Below are 16,747 nucleotides of genomic sequence, written 5' to 3' on the forward strand. Positions count from 1 at the left end.
GAAAATCTTCAATAAATAGAGTGGGGTAGGGATTAAATCTCCAAAGCAAGCCGTCAGTGAAAGTCCCTGGGTTATCAGTCGATCAATCCATGAGCGTCATAAAACGGATACGGTCCGGGATACTCGCCAAATACGCCGTTATGGGTCACCAGTGCCTGCCCCTGCCAGTGGTGCAGCAGATACCCCGGCGGTTCCAGATTGAAATGCGCGGGAGCGGCTGGCTGTAGATCCAGGACGATTTGATGTGAGGTGCCGGGGCACACGCAGCTCAGGCTGCCGCCGAAACGCCGTTGCATCGGCCGATGCAAGTGCCCGCACAGCAAGCGCTCCACCTGCGGGTGTCGGGCGATGACCTGCTCCAGTGCCGCCGCGTTGATGAAGGGTTCACGGTCCATATGGCCAATACCGCTTACAAACGGCGGGTGATGCAGCACCAATAGCGTCGGCGCATCGGGACGACGGGCCAGTTGCTCATCGAGCCAGCGCAATTGGCTGTCCAGGAGCTGACCGCCATGGGCGCCGGGAATGGTGGTGTCCAGGCCAATAAGGCGTATCGGATGCTCCTCCACCACCCAGTCCAGGGGGGCGTCAGCCCGTATCGGCAGGTAGCGGTGGTCGGCAAATGCCGCCCGCAAATGCTCGCGATTGTCGTGGTTACCAGGCACCAGGTAGCAAGGCATGTGCAGGCGCGCCAGTTCAGGGTGCAGCGCGGCATATTCATCAGGGCGGCCGAAGTCCACCAGGTCGCCACTGACCACCACGATGTCGGGACGCGGCACCTGGGTGTTCAAATGATCAACCGCACGACGCAATGCTGCGAGGGTATCGACAACGCCGTAAGTCAGTTTTTGCCCGGCTTTAAGGTGCAGATCACTGATCTGCGCGATGAGAAACGGATGATTCAAAATAAGGCCTCTGAAAACACAAAGATCACGATGACAGGGTGAACAGCACTTGTGGCTCGACGGCCAGGGCAATCAGGGCACCGGGGGCGTGGATAGCGCTATCGGTGCTGTCCACCAGCAAAGGTTGAGCCGCCCCCACATCCACCAGCAGACGGCTTTGAGCCCCCTGGAAAAACTGGCCCACCAGACGCCCGTGCAGATGGCCTTCGCTGTCCATCACCCGCAAATGCTCGGGGCGGCAATAGACCGTGGCGGGCAGGTCGGCGCCATTCCATGGCAACTCACCGCCACTGACCTTCAAGCCATGGGGCGTGTGCTCGATCACCGAAAAAGCATTGAGATTGCCGACAAAACGAGCGACGAAAGCGTTGGCAGGCTGCTGATAGACGTCCCGCGGGCTGGCCAGTTGCGCGACGCGGCCGTGCTCCATGACCAGGATGCGATCCCCCAGGGCCATGGCTTCGCCCTGATCGTGGGTGACGAATACGGCGGTAATGCCCAAACCGCGTAGCAACTGGGCCAATTCGCTGCGCAGGCGTTCACGTAACTGTGCATCCAGCGCCGCCAACGGTTCGTCGAGCAACAACACCCGGGGCCTGGGCGCCAGGGCGCGGGCGAGGGCGACTCGCTGGCGCTGGCCGCCGGACAATTCGTGAATACTGCGCTTGCCGTGATCCTGCAAGCCGACAAGTTCCAGCAACTCCGAACAGCGCTTGTTGCGCTCGGCGGGGGACACACCGCGAACTTTCAGGCCATAGACGAGGTTGCCGGCCACATCCAGGTTGGGAAACAGCGCATAGTTCTGGAACACCATGCCCACGTCGCGACGTTCGATGGGGAAGCGGGTGACGTCACTGTCGCCAAAAAATACCTGGCCCACGTCCGGACGCTCAAGGCCTGCGATCAGGCGCAGGGTGGTGGTCTTACCGCAACCGGACGGGCCGAGGATCGCCAGGGTTTCTCCAGCCTCAATGGTCAGGTCCAGGTCATGTACGGCAACGGTGCCGTCAGAGAACGCCTTGCGACAACCCTTCAGGCGAATAGTGGTTCCGCTCATCGATTTGCTCCACGAGAAAGGCGCGCGCTGATGGCCTGCAATGCAACAAGCAGCGGCACAATCATCAACAGGAATATAAGGGTGTAGGCGCTGGCGACTTCCAGTCTGGCCGAGGCATAGCTGTCGGCCAGGCCCACCGGCAAGGTTTTGGTCATCGGGGTGTGGAGCATCCAGGTCAGGTTGAACTCACCCAACGACAGGGTGACGACCATCAAGACCCCGGCGAGAATCCCCGCCCGACAGTTGGGCACCACCACGCTGAAGAAGCGCCGGATCGGCCCGGCACCCAGGCTGGCGGCGGCTTCTTCCAGGACCGGCAGGTGCTGGCGTTGCATCACCGCCATCACCGGGCGCACCAGAAAGGGCAGGGTGAACAGCACATGGCCGACGAGAATGAATAACCAACTGCTGCGAAACCCGCCGAACTGACCATAGGTGAGCAGCAATGCCAAGGCACTGGCCAGACCGGGCATCGCCACCGGCAACACCATCAGTTCCTCGAACGCGCGGCTGAAGCGGTTGTTCATCCGCACCAGTGCGTAAGCCGCCGGCACCCCCACCACACAGACACACAGCGCACAGGCGACGGCCAACTGCAGCGACAGCCAGACCGTCGGCGAATACGCCTGCCAGACTTGCACCAGCCAGTCGAAGGTCAGGCCGCTGGACAGCCCCTGGAAGTAATTGCGCGTCAGCCCGGCCAGCAGCGACATCACCACCGGCACCAACATAAATGCGCACACCAGCAGGGTAAACGCCAGTTGCCCGACAAACAGCGTTGAACGTCTCACAAGACTGTCCTCGAATCTTTGGCCAGCCGCCGGGCCAGCAACAGGACCGCCCAGGTCACCAGCCCCAACACCACCGACAGCGCAGCGGCCACGGCGAAATTGGCGTAGTTGGTAAACACGTTGTAGATCGCCACCGGCGTCACGTTGAGCCGGGTACCCAGGGTGAAGGCGGTACCGAACGCGCCCATGGAGGTGGCAAAGCAAATCGCCCCGCAGGAGACCAATGCCGGCGCCAGGCCGGGGACAATGACATCACAGAGCACACGCCAATGATTGGCCCCCAGTGAACGAGCCGCCTCTTCCAGGCTGCGATCCAGGCTTTCGCAAGCAGCCATCACCGTAAGGATCACCCGCGGAATCGAGAAGTACAGGTAGCCGATGCACAAGCCCATCAACGAGTAGGCGAAAATCCAGCGCTCACCCACCAGGGCCAGACCCAGGGTGGCGAACAAGCCTTGGCGGCCGGCCAGCAGGATCACCAGGAAACCAACGACCACGCCGGGAAATGCCAGCGGGAAGGTCAACAAAGCGACAAGTACCGAACGGCCGAAGAAACGCTGGCGACTGAGAAAAAAACCACTGAAGCCGCCCACCAACAGCGCCGCGAGGGTCGTTGCCAGGGCCAGCAGGCAGGTCTGCGCCAGACTGCCCAGGTATTGCGCGCTGCTTAGCACCTGCCAATAGCCGCTGTCGCTGCCATCGCGACTTTGCCCACCGAGCAAGACCAGGTGTGCCAGCGGCAACAACCAGAAGGCGAACAGCACCGCCGCCGCGGGCGCAAGCGCCCAGGCAGCGGTCGGCCGTAAGCGCGGCACCATGGCCCAGCCCGACAGTACGTTCCGGGCTTTTACTGCCGAGACGGTCACTTACTTGACCTCGCTCAGATAACGTGCGGAAAAGGCTTCCTGCGCCGCGGCCATCTGCTCGTAGTTGACCACGCCGGCCCGGGCGTAATCGCTGTCGGGCAAGAACTGCGCGGCGACGTCGGCCGGCATTTTCATTGCCCGCACCGGCCGCAGGTACGCCTTCGCCCAGAGCGCCTGGCCTTGCTCGGACAAAACAAAATCCAGGACCTTCTCGGCGTTGGCCCGATGGGGGGCGTTGTCGACAATGCTCATCACGTAAGGCACGCTGATGCTGCCTTCCTTGGGAATCACAAAGGCAACGTTGGCCTTGTCTTTGTAACGAGCCCGATAGGCGTTGAAGTCGTAGTCCACCAGAATCGGCAACTCACCGGACAGCACCCGCGCATAAGCCGTTTGCTTGGGCACGATCGGCGAGTTTTTCGCCAGCTTTTTGAAGTAGTCGATGGCTGGAGCGAAGTTATCCAGATTGCCGCCCATGGCCTGGTTGATCGCTACCGCCGAGACGTAACCGACAAAAGCACTGGACGGGTCAAGGTAGCCAACCATGCCTTTGTACTCAGGCTTGAGCAGGTCGGCCCAGCTTTGCGGCACGGGCAGGCCGCCCAGCGCATCGACGTTGACCATGATGCCCAGGGTGCCGGAGTGAATGGCAAACCAATGCCCCTTGGGATCCTTCAAACCCGCCGGGATCTGCTCCCAACCCTTGGGTTTGTACGTGCCGACCACCCCGGCTTTTTGCGCCTGCAAACCGAACGTCACGCCGTAATACACCACGTCCGCCACCGGTGCGGCCTTCTCGGCGACCAGTTGCGCCAATGACTGTCCGGAGTTCTTGTTGTCCAGTGGAACCTGCACGCCAGTGGTATCGGCAATCGCCTTGAGCTGCGTGCCCCAGTCGGCCCATTCGGGTGGACAGTTGTAGCAAATGGCCGTTTCGCCGGCCTGGGCCAGGCTGGCCGCGCCGCATAACAGCAGTGTCGCCAGGGTTTTACGCAAGTGGATCATCAAGCGTCTCCTCGTAGGGTTGAGTGCTTTCGCCCGGCCGGATATGACAAGGCAGGCAATGGGAAACCGGGGTGGCGCCAGCGATCTGCGCCAACAATTGATCAATCACGGTGCAGGCCAGTGCCTCGATGGGCTGAACAACGCTGCACAGCGTCGGGTGCATTTGGGTGCCGAGGGCGATGCCGTCAAAGCCAATGACCGAGAGTTGCCGGGGCACTTGCCAGCCGTTGCGGCGCAGTTCGGCGATCAAGCTGATGGCCAGCAAATCGTTGGAACAGACCAGTGCACTGAGCGCCTGGGGGCCATGCAATAACGGCTCGATGGCGGCGAAGTCAGCCTGGGTATGGGCGGGCATTTCAATCACCGGCAGGCTGGCGAGACCGGCTCCACGCATTGCCTCGCAATAACCGGCATAACGCAGGCGAGCACGGTCGGACTGCAGGGCAGGGCCGGCGACCATGCCGATTCGAGTGTGTCCAGCCTCCAGCAGATAACGGGTGGCGAGCGCCATGCCTGCGCGGTTGTCCACCGACACCGCGCTGTAATCCGGATTACCCGGCTGGTGATAAGCCAGCACAAAGGGCGTGTCCTCACTGTCCAGGCTTTGCAGCACCCGGTTGCTCTCGGCATCGGTCACCGTGAGGACCAACCCGTCGACACGCTGACGTAACAACTCCTCAACCACTGCGCTTTCGCGCTCGCTGTTGTAATCGGTGGTTGCTAACAACAGGTTATATCCGTGGGCACGCGCAGCGCGCTCCATCGCCTGAAACTGCTCGGCGAACACCGGATTGAGCAGGTTGGGCACCACGACACCGATCAGCTTGGTCACCTGCAGGCGCAGTTGCCGGCCGAGACGATTGGGCCGAAAACCCAGCTGGCGCGCTGCGGCGAAGACCTGTTCCCGGGTGGTCGGACGCACCACTTCAGGGGAGGCAAAGGCTCGCGCCGCGGTCGCCCGCGAAACCCCTGCCAGCCGTGCAACTTCTTTCAAATCAGTCATTGTCACTCGCTTGAGATCGATCTCATTGGCGAGGACATTACTCAGGGTGTATGGCGTTTCGGCGACGCAGTGATGACGATTTGATGTCAGTTGCTGATATCTATCGTTGAGAGCTATCCGGGGCGCATGCTTGTTGTAAACCCGTACTGCCTGGCGGACCACACCACTGCCAACGTCAGCAGCAAGAGCGCGACCAGCACAGGCGCAAACGCAACGACACCCAGATGATCGAGCAGGATGCCCCCCACGATCCCGCCGCCGGCAATGGCGACGTTCCAGGCCGTGACCAGCATCGACTGGGCGAGATCGGCCGCGTCTCCGGCCGTCTTGGCGATTGCCGTTTGGAACAACGTGCCGGCCCCGCCAAAAGCGACTCCCCAGGCCGCCGTTGCGATGTAGATCGCAGCAGGGCTGTCGCTCATGGCGGCCAGTGTCAGGGCCGAGATGGCGAACAGTGCCGTGCTGGCAAGGGTCAATACCCGTAGATGGCGATCAATCAACACGCCGACGACCCAGATGCCCAGCAACGAGGCGACCCCGAAGACCAGCAGCACCAGGTCGATCCGCTCGCCCAGGCCCGCCGCCATCAGGAACGGCGCGATATAGGTAAAGAGAATGTTGTGCGCCAAGACAAAGGCCAACACCACAAACAGCACCGAGCGAACGCCTGGCAGGGTGAAGACGTGGCGCAAGGCAACGCGTTTGTCGGTGGTTTGCCCGGGAAAGTCAGGCACTTTGAGTCTCACCCAGACCATCAAGGCGACGGCGAACAAACTCATGATGGCGAAGCTCATCCGCCACCCGATCAAATTACCGAGCAAGGTGCCGGCCGGTACGCCCAGGGATAACGCCAAGGGTGCGCCAACCATGGCAATTGCAATCGCCCGACCTTTCTGGCTCTCGGGCACCATGCGGGCGGCATAACCGGCCAACAAGGCCCAGAGCAGCCCGGCCGATACGCCACCCAGCAAGCGGGCAACGATCGTCAAGCCATAATGGGACGAAAGCGTCGTGACCGTATTGGCAACGGCAAAACCGGCGATGGCCAGCAGCAACAGCGACCGGCGCCGCATGCCTTGGGTCGCGGCCGTCAAGGGAATGGCCGCCAGCAAGGAACCTATCGCATAGACCGTGACCAACTGGCCGGCGAGGGCTTCGGAGATCGCCAGCCCTTCGCTGATCTGTGAGAGAAGGCCGGCGGGCAAGGCTTCGGTGAGAATGGTCACGAACGCCGCCAGCGCGAGGGCGAACAGTGATCCGATGGGGAGCGGCGCAGCGTGTTGAACGACCTCGGCATCGTCGTCGATATGGGTATTGGCAATCGTCATGTGTCACCTGCTTGGTGCGCCTCTGACCCGCCGGATAGCGGCGTCAAGCGCAGATTGATAGGTGTCCACTACGGTAAGTGTCGCTCTTTGGCGAGACAAGAATGCTAGAGTGCGCAACACATCGGAAAAAATGTCCGCAATGGGAGCCTGGCGTGGAATCACTGAGCGGGATTGATTTTTTTGTTCGCGCGGCCGAAACCCGCAGCTTTTCAGAGGCGGGCAGGGCGCTTGGCATTTCGTCTTCGGCGGTGGGCAAAAGCGTGGCCCGGCTCGAGGAAAGACTGGGTGTGCGGCTGTTTCATCGCAGCACGCGCAGTATCACGCTGACGGCAGAAGGGACGCTTTTCCTCGAACGTTGCCGACGCATTCTCTGCGAAATCGAAGCGGCCGAACTGGAACTGTCGGAAACCCGCAAAGCGCCGCGGGGCAAACTGCGCGTGAGCTTGCCCCTGGTTGCAGATTTGGTCATGCCGACGCTGATGGCCTTCATGCGCCGCTACCCCAGTATCGAATTGGACCTGGATTTCTCCGACAGGCTGGTGGACATCATTGAGGAAGGTTTTGATGCCGTTATTCGGACCGGAGAGCCAAACGACTCCCGGCTGATGTCCCGCCCGTTAGGCGCGTTCAAGCTCGTCGTGGTCGGTTCGCCCCGATACTTCGCCGAACACGGCACACCGCAGGTGCCGGCGGATCTGCTGCGCCATGCCTGCCTGCTGTACAAATTCCCCAGCACGGGCAGGCTGCAGGTCTGGCCGGTGAACGGGGAAGGGCAGTCCGATCTCAACCTGCCGGCCACCCTGGTCTGCAACACCACCGAGGCGTTGCTGTACGTCGTGCGCGATGCATTGGGGATTGCCTGCGTGCCGGATTTCACCGTGCGCGCTGCCATCGCCGCCGGTGAGCTGGTTACCGTCCTCGACGAGTTCAATCGGCATCAGAGCACCTTCCGCATGCTCTGGCCTTCAAGCAAGCACCTGGCGCCGAAACTGCGGGTGTTCATTGATTTCATGAGCAGCGAATTGTTCAAGTGACTCTCTGGCGATATGTCCCAACCCTGCGGGAGCCTGTTCAGCTCAAGGGGCTTTGTTCTCGACCAAACAGTTTCCGCCATCCACCACGATGACTTCGCCAGTGAGGTAGCTCGCCTCTGAGGACGCAAGGAAAGCAACCACTGCGGCCACCTCTTCGGGACGTCCGGCCCGGCCCATCGGTGTGTAACCGGCCGCCTTGGCTTCCTCGGCAGTGGTCGACCCTGTGGTGATCCAGCCGGGAGCGACGCTGTTTACGGTGATCCCTTGCTGGGCGACTTCAAGCGCCAGGCTCATGCTCATTCCAACCATCGCCGCCTTTGCGGCGCTGTAAGCCGCTTCACCGGGGTTACTGCAGCGGGTGCCGGTAGTGGAACTGATGTTTACGATGCGCCCGTAATGACGCGCCCGCATGCCGGACAGAACGCCCTGTGTAAGCAGAAAAGCCGTGGTCAGATTTCGCGCCAGTGTAAGGTTCCAGGTATGCAGATCCATGGTTTCCAAGTCGGAAAAAAACTCCGGGCTTCCTTGCATGGCCATGCCCGCGTTGTTGACCAGAATATCGATCTGCCCCCAGAGAGACTCTGCCCATAGAATAAACTCACGCACCTGATGCTCATCGGTAAGATCGACGGCCCGCCCTTGAACTTCGAATCCTTCGGCACGCAGTTCTGCGACTCGATCATTGATTCGCGCACTGCTGGCGGTGACGATCAGTCTGGCACCTGCAGTACCCAGCCTGCGCGCGATGGCCATGCCGATCCCAATCTCACTTCCAACCCCACTGACAAGGGCGACAGGGTTCTGTCCGGTTGCGTTTGGCATGGAGCCTCCAGAGGGGTGTAAGTAATGATCAGGTGTCGGAGCCTGAGTTGCGTTTGAGCTATATAAACACCCTGATCAACGCCCGAACACCCCCGTCCTCCCCAACAACTGCTTTTGCCGCCAAGCCGGTGCACTCGTGGGGAAAAGCACTTCGGTTGGTCGATAACGGGCGATGCCGCAGGCGGCGGCGATGCGCTGGCGTTGCTGGCCCTGGGCAAGGGCGTGCCGAAAACTGCCTTCGCTCTGCATGTGTCCCAGCACATAACCGACGCCCGCCTGGAAATCGCCGCCATGGGCCTGCCACCAAGCGGTGATTGACTGCGGGTCGGGCCAGGGTAGATTTTCGTCAGGGTCCATCGCCACGTTGGTGTCTTGCGGGTCATCGTTCGGGCCTGCGTCGAAATCGGGCAGGTTCTGCAGTTCCAGATCGAGCAACGCCAGGTCAGCGCCGGTGATCAGACTGAAGGCTTCACCGGCGACCCGGGCATAGGGCAGGTCGCTCATCTGCTGGATCAACCACGGTACACAGACCGGATCGCCCAGCAGCCCAAGGGCTTGGATGCCGATACGCCGATCCCGGGGATCCTGGACCAACTGGCGTATCCAGGCGATGCTGGGTTCGCGTTCCTGCCAGGCGATCAATACGCAGAGCGCGCGGTACTGGAACTCGCCCGGTTGTTCGGCAAACTGTCGCAATGGCTCCAGGGCTTGCGCGTCGCCCATCTGTGCGGTGGCCCAGTTGGCCCAGAAGCGCGTGGCCGCATTCTCATGCAGACGATGGGTACGAATCGTCGGCAGCAGGTCACGCCGGCGCAGTTCGCCGGCCGTACGGGTCGCCCGTGCCAGCACGCTGGGGTCGGTATCGGAAAGTCCGGCAAGCAGGGCGGCGCCAGGGTCGTGGCGATGCATGCCGCAGGCGGCCAGACCGAGGTGGCGGAACTGTGGGGAGGGAGAGGCAAGCATACGGTCGATCCAGGGCGATACCCGCTCCCAGTCGAGCCACCCCAAGGCCATCAAATAACCGCGTTCTGTTTCCGGCGCCTGTCGTAAGTGTTCGCTAAGGCACGACAACATTTTCCCATCGGCCGACTCGAAGGCCAGCACCACGCAGGCAAACATCTCGCCGACAGCGTCTGGTCCAATCTGGGCCAGCAAGGTGTCGTAGCCCGCCTGGCCAGCGATGGCCAGGCCGTCGATGTGCGCCTCGATGCGCAGGTCGAGTTTGCGCAGCTCTTGCAGGTCGTAGTGCGAGGCGCGTACGGCGTAGCCGCGAAGCATGCTGAGAAAAGAGACTTCCTCGGCGTGAAGGGCGACCGTCTGAGCCACCACGCCGTCCATCAATCCTTCCACACGAACCGCTGGATCATGTCCAGCACGGTATAGCCGGCCGCATTGAAACAGCGCGGATCATCTTCGGGCAATTCCCACAGCTCACGCATCCGTTGCGCGGACAAATAGCGCTCGCGCACCCCGGTGATCGATCCCGGTCTGCGTCCGTGAAGACTCATTTGCGGCGCGGTGAGGCGCTGCATGATTTCATCCAGCGAGACGCTGTGAAACTTGCCCTGATCCGCAAGCAGGATGAATGCTTCGGCATCCACCTGCCGCACGACCGTCATGCACACGGCCAGGAAGTCGCGCTTGACCTCGGCATCGAACTGACCGTCCGTACCGTCCTCGAACTCAAAGATTGCCGGAAACGCACGGTCGCTGAAATTGAACTGGAGCCCGCCGCGATCCGTTCCTTCGCCATCCGGAAAACTGCACAGCGTCGCGAAATACCGTCCCTGTCCGAGCCTGAGCTCTACCTCCAGGCTCAGCCAGCGATACCGCTGCAGACATTGTTCCAGAGACACACAGTCGGTCGCGATCGAGGCAGTATCGAGCCACTCGCCGGAAACAGGGTCTACCACCAACTCTGACACACAGTCCGGCAATTTCGCGGCCATGATGTGTCGGGTCTTCAACGCAGTGATCACGGCCAGCAACTTCCCTCTCAGACTGTCCTGAGGTAGCGAAGGGAAGTGGATCGATATCGGATACGAAAACGCCATACGCTAGTGCTCCTGAATCTTTCCCGACATGTGTGGCTTGTTTTCCTTCCCGAACTTTTTTTCCAGGTTACTCCGCTGGCCTTTCGGGACGGCGACGTGCACGACGGTTCCCGGGCCAAACACATCCGGTCGCTGTGCCAACTGTTCTTCCCGCTTGAACTGTGAGAGCCCGACCTGGCCCCAGCTCGCCTTGCACTCCTTGACCACACCCTCACGCGTCACCACGTCGAACTCCTGGATCACCAGGCCGCAGTCCCGGCAGGTTATTTTTACCGCCACCTCCTTCGCTTGGGTCTGCTCAGCCACTTTTACCTCGAAGCGCTCACCCTTGATCAGGGTGTCGTATTTCAGCGCCGCCTCGAACAGCTCCTGCTTCTCACTGGGGCTATTGGCCTTGTTGGCCTTGTCCACCATTCGATCCAGCTTTTGCTCCCTGCGCTGCTGCAATTTTTTCTGTCGACTGATGCGCACCTGCTGGTTGATCTCGTGTTCGTCCTTGGGTGGGTCACGCTTGAGGTTGGTATGAGGGCAGGACGAATCCTGGGCGACGCCGTCAGTGGTCGGGCCCGGGGGCGTCTGCGCTGGCATCGACGCATGATTGTGTGTGGTCAGGTCCAGGTGCCGGTCGACGTTCTGCCCCTCGAACTTGACGTCCATCGACCATGAAACGAAATACACCTTACCCTTGATCTTGCTGGTGACTATACCTTTCTTGGGCGCGTTGCCGGCCTCGTCGCCGGTGCTGGTTTTGAAGTAGCTCTGGTCTTTGAGCATGACTTCTTTGCCACTGATCCTGACCGTTCGGCTGCCGCGCGACGTGTCTTTTGCATAACCGGTATTCGGATAGGGGATGGGTACACCCAGCGGGGTAGGCGGCGCTTGAGGTGGGGTGAAGCAGACATCCGGAAACCTGGCGATCGATACTCCGTCCCCCGCCTTGCAGGAAATCTCCCGATTGTTGGCAAAAACCTCATTGGCCATCAGGCAGCCCTCGCGGTCTGATAACTGAGTAGCGCGACCGCGCGCTGGCCGGCGTCGTTGCCCAGGTGGCAGAAGATGTTCGGCCCTTCGCCATAGCCCTTGCGACAGGCGGCCAGTGCCACGGCGAGTATCACCGGGCCGATGGCGGCGCCAACTTCGCCGATGCAGTCGGCCGGATGCCAGAGATGGAAGAACTCTTTGCGTACCCGCAGGCTGCGGCTCAGGGCCAGAGAGGCTTCCTTGAAGTAGTACTGTTCGCCGCAAATATCAGTCAGACGATAATCCATCTGCTCCAACCCGCAGCCCGCTTCGTTCAGCGCAGCGCGTATGGCCTGGGTCAGGCCTTCAGCGCGCAACGGGATATCTTCGGCCTCCACCGTGGCTGGCTCCATGCCAAAACCCAGGCCGATGCAGGCCAATTGCGGCTGATCGCTGGCAAAGGGGGCGGCGATCACCACGGCGGCGGCCCCCTCGCCGGGAATAAAACCGTTGGAGTTCTGACTGGTGAGCAGGCGTTCGCGTTCTTCGAAGGCGGCCAGGGTCGCTCCCTCAATAAACGAGTCGACGCCGGCAATCAGCACGTGGCGATGGCCGCCCTGATGAATCAGCGTGCGTGCATTGAGCAGGGCCACGGCGGCACTGACCCGGCCACGGGCGATGATGGAAGAATCGGGATGAAAACGCAGGCCCAGCTCGGCTTCGATGGCGTGCAGCAACCCCTGATCGAGACCGGCGAGGCGGCCGGGGCGCTCGGCTTCCGCGACACCCAGCAACAGCGGCGTTTTGTGTGGATCGACCCCGGGGGGGCTCTGCAGTGCCTCGGCGATTGCTCGGCTGGCCATCTTGATCAGCTTGGTGCGGTCGAGCCACGGTTGTTCCAAGGGCACGCTGGCGGCGATCAGCCATTCGCCGCTGCTGTCGATAAAGCGGGTTTCCTGAAAGTTGTCGATGGCGCAGCGGATCGCCGCGCAGCTTGCCGGTGCGCTGAGGCCGACAGCGCTGACCATGCCGGAGCCAATGATCCAAAGAGCGCTCATCACGGCGTTTCCTCGGGGGCACGCGTGGCGTTGACCAGCGCACCGAGCGACGGGTAATACTCCTTGCCCAGCTCACGGGCGCGCCACCAGCCCGTGGACACAGTGCCGACCAGCACTTGGGCAATCTCGAACATGTTGCGTCGAAGCGCACGAGAGACACGCCAGGTCAACTGCACCTGGCGAGCGTCTGTGTCGATCAACAGAGTATCGATCACCGCGTGCACCGTCTCATGACCGCCTTTTTTCAGGAAAAAGGTCACCGGAACGTCCATTTTGGGAATGCGAAAGCCAGCGCGCTCCTGGGCGGTGAGGTTTAGCAGCAGCACCTCTTCGCCGCCGCGCAAGTAATCGAGCTGCTGATCCTCAGGCGTTGCCTGAAAATAGCGGTTGTCGAAATCCCCTGGCAAAAACGGAAAGCAGTCGGCCAGCCAGGCATCGTCATAAGTACCGGCGTAGCGGACACGTTGCGGCCAGCTACGCCCGAGTGGGCCGAGGGCCATGGGGCGGAAGTCGCCAAAGGGGCTGTCTATCGGCTTGCCCAGTTCCTCGGTGTTCGGCATGGGCATGCCGACGATGTTGGAGCTATTAATGCGGCGTGAGTACCAGCCGCAACCGTTTGGGTTATCCGGGTAGCAGTCACGTATTTGCGGTGCATTCGCCACGGGATGTGAGCCACCATAGGCCTGGGCGTAGGAGATGCTTTGTTCGGTAAAAGGTTGCGGCAAGCCGGGAGAGACGCCCAGGAGCCCTTGTTGCCATTGTCGGGGGCCGAGGACGGAAAAAGCCTTGCTCACCCGACCGACGCGAATGCCGGCGGCCAGCTGCGTCACCGGCCGTCCACCGGGTGCATAGGCCTTGCCACACACCAGCACATCGCAGCATGGTTTGACCGGGGCGAAATCCATTTCCTGCAACGGGGGGCTCAGACCAGGCTCGCCGAGGAAGGTGTCGGCCATCAGCAGCGGTTGCTGGGTCTCTGCGAGGGTCGCGGCGCGGCCGTCCAGCGGTAGACTGAACGTGCCTTTGGCCACCACGACCAAGGATTCGCGACCATCGGACCCCAGGCCCAGGGTATAGGCAGCAAGCAGTTTGCTGGCGTTGAGCAGTTCCATAGGCCGCTGACCTGTCTAGTTGATCTGCACCGAACCACCCTTTATGCGGTTGACCCCGCTGGAACGGCTGGACAGGTAGGCGCCCTGGATGATCACTTTGCCCGCGCGGGTCAGGGTGATGCTGGCTTTGCCGCAACGCAGGACGATCTCGCGCTCGGCGCTCAGTTCAATACGTTGCTCATCCAGGCGCACGCTGGCGAAGGGCGCTGGTGAGACCGGCGCGCCGAGCAGAAGACCGATCACCAGCGGACGGGCCGGGTCGCCTCCTTCGAACATCAACGCCACCTGACAACCGATGTCCCCAGGGCTTAGCAACGCAGTGTTACGTGCAACGATGCCACTGCTGTTCGCGCAACCTGGGTAAGTGACCTTGGGCGCGCTGGCGTCCGGCAGATCGAGCAGGGTGCCGATGACGACTGTGTCTATGCGGGCCTGGGTGGGGAGGGGCTGTTGAACCGTCATAGAGATATCTCCATTGTTCTAGTTCTGCAAAATCTTCTGTCCCTTGATCACCACGTTCCTGTTGGCCTTGACGTTGATGGCGCCGGAGCCGTCGATGGTGATGTTCTTGCCACGAATCATGATGGTGCCGTCTTTTTTCAAAGTGATGCTCGCATCGCCCGTGGTCAGGCTGATGGAGTCGCCGGCGTTGAGGACAAAGTTCTTGCCAACGTCCAGGCTGTCGTTCTGCTTGATGTTGGTGGTGCGGTTACGGGCGACGTCGCGGGATTCGTTCTGGCCGATCTGGGTACTCTGGTTGCCGTTGATCTCGATCCCTTCGTTGCCTTTGACCGTTTCGTTGCGGTTGCCGGTGATGCCGATGGTCTCGTTACCGCCCACGTCTTCGGTGCGGTTGCTGACGATGGTGATATTTTCGTTGGCACCGACCTTTTCCGTGCGGTCCGCGCCGATGGTGATGGTCTCGTTGTTGCGCACGTTTTCGGTGCGGTTGGCGCCGATGGTGATTTTCTCGTCGCTGCCCACATCTTCGGTGCGGTTCACGCCGATGGAGATGGTTTCGTTGTTGCCGACGGTTTCCTTGCGGTCGACGCCGATTTTGATGGTTTCGTTGTTGTCCACCGTCTCTGTGCGGTCGTGTTTGACGTGCACGGTTTCGTCGTTGTCGATGGTCTTGCTGCGGTCATGGCCGACCCAATGGGTCTCGTCATTCTCGACTTCGATGTCCTGATTCTTCTCGGCGTGGATAAACAGTTGCTCCGCGCCTTTCTTGTCCTCCATGCGGATCTCATTGAAGTTGGCCTGTGAGCCGTCCTTGCTTGAGCGACTTTTCACGCCACTCTGAGTGGCATTGGCCGGCAGCTTGTAGGGCACGGTCTGTTCGGCGTTGTAGACGCGACCGGTGATGATCGGCCGGTCCGGGTCGCCTTCCAGGAAGCTGACGATCACTTCCTGACCGATCCGCGGGATCTGTACCGCCCCCCAGTTCTTGCCAGCCCAGGCTTGGGACACGCGAATCCAGCAGGAACTGTTTTCGTTGGATTGGTCATGGCGATCCCAGTGGAAATGCACCTTGACCCGGCCATACTGGTCGGTCCAGATCTCCTCGCCACTGGGGCCAACCACCACGGCGGTCTGCGGCCCACGGACAATGGGCATGGGCGTCAGAGGGAGAGGGCGGAAGGCCTGGCTGGCATCCATGCAGTCCAGCTCGCTGACGAACTGTTCAGCTGAGTCTGACTGCCCGCTTTCATAGACTTCCTGACGGATCTGATAGCGCGCGACCACCACCAGGTATTCGCGATTCTGGTCCGCACGGTCATAACCCGTCAGCGTGAACAAATGACCGGAGCCCAGCCCGCGGGCTCGGCCGCGCAACTGCACGCGCTCGAACTGGCTGTGAATGGCTTCGATGCGGGTACGCGCGTAGTGATCGCCATCGTTGCTCTGCAGGTACTCGCCTGGGTAGTCATAAAGCGGGTGGTCAGCGTTGCTGTGGTTGCGTACCACACTGGAGCGCACTTCAAGGCTGGCGCGCGGGCGCAGGAAGTCATAGTCGTTCAGCGCCAGCGAACCAGGCTGGACTTCCCGTGCCAGTTGCCAGTCATAGAAATGATCGCGCTCGCGCATTTGCCGATCGGGTGGATAGAAGGGGACAGCGTCGTAGTCCGCCGGCGTGGAGTGAGCGCCATAGGCGTCGGCCAGCACCAGAACATGACGCTCCTTTTCATGGCGGAAGTAGTAATAGATGCCTTCCTGTTCCATCAGCCGGCTGACGAAATCGAAGCTGCTTTCGCGGTACTGAACGCAATATTCCCACTCACGGTAGCTGGCGCTGAGACTGTCTTCAAAATCAGAAAAACCGAGGTCGCGAAACACCTGCTTGATGATGTCCGGCACGGTCTTGTTCTGGAAAATCCGACAGTCCGAGGTCCGCGTGAGCAGCCAGAACCACGGTCGCAGACTGACCCGATAACCCGCGAACTGGCCGTGGCCGGTCAGTTGCCGGCAGCTGCTGATAATGCCGTGGAAATAGCGTTTGCCTCCGTTGTACAACTCCAGGGTCAGCCCCATCGGCTTGCCCAGCAATTGATCGAACTTGATCGCCCGGTCTTCGGAGGTAAGGTCCAGTTCGTAGTGAAACAACCGCCCCAACTCTTCGCTGCCATCCATGCTCTGCAGCACCAGGACATCGCCGCCGAGGGGGCTGTCGACCTGTACCAAACGGTTGTTTTGAGTGATTGCCATCGACGGCTTCCTTGGCTCGTGTTCGGGCGTCAGTGGGCCGTAAGGA

General features: G+C 61.2%; 15 protein-coding genes and 1 pseudogene. 1 reads left to right on the forward strand and 15 read right to left on the reverse strand.

Translation table 11 applies throughout. The features are described from left to right. Nucleotides 1-74 precede the first annotated feature (74 nt). The 7 genes from BMY45_RS13395 to BMY45_RS13425 form a co-directional block, all read right to left on the reverse strand. On the reverse strand, nt 75-905 hold the full coding sequence (locus BMY45_RS13395; protein WP_092398266.1) for a phosphodiesterase: 831 nt from the start codon (nt 903-905) through the stop codon (nt 75-77). 25 nt (nt 906-930) lie between these two features. After that, nucleotides 931-1,962: an ABC transporter ATP-binding protein gene (locus BMY45_RS13400; RefSeq protein ID WP_092398268.1), complete on the reverse strand. Its 1,032-nt coding sequence runs from the start codon at nt 1,960-1,962 to the stop codon at nt 931-933. Then, nucleotides 1,959-2,753, reverse strand: coding sequence for an ABC transporter permease (locus tag BMY45_RS13405; RefSeq protein ID WP_092398270.1), 795 nt, complete (start codon nt 2,751-2,753; stop codon nt 1,959-1,961). Before BMY45_RS13405 ends, BMY45_RS13400 begins: the two co-directional genes overlap by 4 nt. Next, nucleotides 2,750-3,571, reverse strand: coding sequence for an ABC transporter permease (locus tag BMY45_RS13410; RefSeq protein WP_092398272.1), 822 nt, complete (start codon nt 3,569-3,571; stop codon nt 2,750-2,752). Before BMY45_RS13410 ends, BMY45_RS13405 begins: the two co-directional genes overlap by 4 nt. 48 nt (nt 3,572-3,619) lie before the next feature. Then, entirely contained in the window at nt 3,620-4,624 is a 1,005-nt protein-coding gene (locus BMY45_RS13415) for an ABC transporter substrate-binding protein (protein WP_092398274.1), read from the reverse strand. After that, nucleotides 4,608-5,627, reverse strand: coding sequence for a LacI family DNA-binding transcriptional regulator (locus BMY45_RS13420; protein ID WP_092398276.1), 1,020 nt, complete (start codon nt 5,625-5,627; stop codon nt 4,608-4,610). The genes BMY45_RS13415 and BMY45_RS13420 overlap by 17 nt, the downstream gene beginning before the upstream one ends. A gap of 113 nt (nt 5,628-5,740) precedes the next feature. Beyond that, complete coding sequence (locus BMY45_RS13425; protein WP_092398278.1) at nt 5,741-6,955, reverse strand: MFS transporter; 1,215 nt, start codon at nt 6,953-6,955, stop codon at nt 5,741-5,743. Between the two features lie 152 nt (nt 6,956-7,107). Here BMY45_RS13425 and BMY45_RS13430 point away from each other — a divergent pair, with 152 nt between their 5' ends. Further along, on the forward strand, nt 7,108-7,989 hold the full coding sequence (locus BMY45_RS13430; protein ID WP_092398280.1) for a LysR family transcriptional regulator: 882 nt from the start codon (nt 7,108-7,110) through the stop codon (nt 7,987-7,989). A 42-nt stretch (nt 7,990-8,031) separates the two neighbouring features. On the opposite strand, the gene BMY45_RS13435 is transcribed toward BMY45_RS13430, so the two are convergent. From BMY45_RS13435 to BMY45_RS13470, 8 genes and pseudogenes are all read right to left on the reverse strand, one after another. After that, nucleotides 8,032-8,811, reverse strand: coding sequence for an SDR family NAD(P)-dependent oxidoreductase (locus BMY45_RS13435; RefSeq protein ID WP_092398282.1), 780 nt, complete (start codon nt 8,809-8,811; stop codon nt 8,032-8,034). A gap of 75 nt (nt 8,812-8,886) precedes the next feature. After that, complete coding sequence (locus BMY45_RS13440) at nt 8,887-10,149, reverse strand: TIGR02270 family protein (protein WP_092398284.1); 1,263 nt, start codon at nt 10,147-10,149, stop codon at nt 8,887-8,889. Then, on the reverse strand, nt 10,149-10,865 hold the full coding sequence (locus tag BMY45_RS13445) for a hypothetical protein (protein ID WP_092398286.1): 717 nt from the start codon (nt 10,863-10,865) through the stop codon (nt 10,149-10,151). Before BMY45_RS13445 ends, BMY45_RS13440 begins: the two co-directional genes overlap by 1 nt. Nucleotides 10,866-11,425: 560 nt before the next feature. Next, nucleotides 11,426-11,846: pseudogene (locus BMY45_RS13450) on the reverse strand (DUF4150 domain-containing protein); the annotation flags it as partial. Next, nucleotides 11,846-12,886, reverse strand: a complete 1,041-nt coding sequence (locus BMY45_RS13455) for a 3-oxoacyl-ACP synthase (RefSeq protein ID WP_092398288.1) — start codon at nt 12,884-12,886, stop codon at nt 11,846-11,848. The pseudogene BMY45_RS13450 and the gene BMY45_RS13455, both read right to left, overlap by 1 nt. After that, nucleotides 12,883-13,995, reverse strand: a complete 1,113-nt coding sequence (locus BMY45_RS13460) for a DUF2169 family type VI secretion system accessory protein (RefSeq protein WP_092398290.1) — start codon at nt 13,993-13,995, stop codon at nt 12,883-12,885. The genes BMY45_RS13455 and BMY45_RS13460 overlap by 4 nt, the downstream gene beginning before the upstream one ends. Before the next feature lie 15 nt (nt 13,996-14,010). Continuing rightward, entirely contained in the window at nt 14,011-14,457 is a 447-nt protein-coding gene (locus tag BMY45_RS13465; protein ID WP_092398292.1) for a DUF6484 domain-containing protein, read from the reverse strand. Between the two features lie 18 nt (nt 14,458-14,475). Beyond that, on the reverse strand, nt 14,476-16,701 hold the full coding sequence (locus tag BMY45_RS13470) for a type VI secretion system Vgr family protein (protein WP_092398294.1): 2,226 nt from the start codon (nt 16,699-16,701) through the stop codon (nt 14,476-14,478). Nucleotides 16,702-16,747 lie beyond the last annotated feature (46 nt).

It is taken from the genome of Pseudomonas sp. NFACC39-1 (assembly GCF_900110355.1).
GTDB lineage: Bacteria > Pseudomonadota > Gammaproteobacteria > Pseudomonadales > Pseudomonadaceae > Aquipseudomonas > Aquipseudomonas tehranensis.